The following is a 419-nucleotide window of genomic DNA, read 5'->3' as shown; positions in this document are numbered from 1 at the left end:
GAAGCGGCCGCTGAGGCATCGTCCCAGCCGGATCCGTTGGAACTCGTGAAGGCAGAAAATGCCGAGTTGCGCGACCGCTATCTGCGCCTCGCCGCAGAAATGGACAACCTGCGCCGCCGCACCGAGCGTGAAGTGAAGGACGCGAAGTCCTATTCCGTTGCCGGTTTTGCGCGTGACATGCTCGCCGTATCCGACAACCTGCGCCGGGCGCTCGATGCCATTCCGGCCGAAGCCAAGGCTGCGGGCGAGGCTGGCCTAACGACCCTGATCGAAGGTGTCGAGATGACCGAGCGCTCCATGCTCTCGACGCTCGAGCGCCATGGCGTTCGCCAGCTCGATCCTGTCGGCCAGAAGTTCGACCCGAACTTCCATCAGGCGATGTTCGAAGTGCCGAACACGGAAGTTCCAAACAACACTGT

The 419-nt window shown here is 62.3% G+C and carries 1 protein-coding gene; it reads left to right on the top strand.

Going from position 1 to position 419, the window contains the following annotated elements; genetic code table 11:
* Positions 1-45 precede the first annotated feature (45 nt).
* A partial coding sequence (gene grpE / locus SB772_RS39235) for a nucleotide exchange factor GrpE (RefSeq protein WP_410838421.1) occupies positions 46-419 on the top strand: 374 nt, incomplete at its 3' end.

It is taken from the genome of Paraburkholderia sp. SIMBA_030, assembly GCF_046535245.1.
Classification (GTDB): Bacteria; Pseudomonadota; Gammaproteobacteria; order Burkholderiales; family Burkholderiaceae; genus Paraburkholderia.
This window is presented reverse-complemented; position numbering and strand designations above follow the sequence as displayed.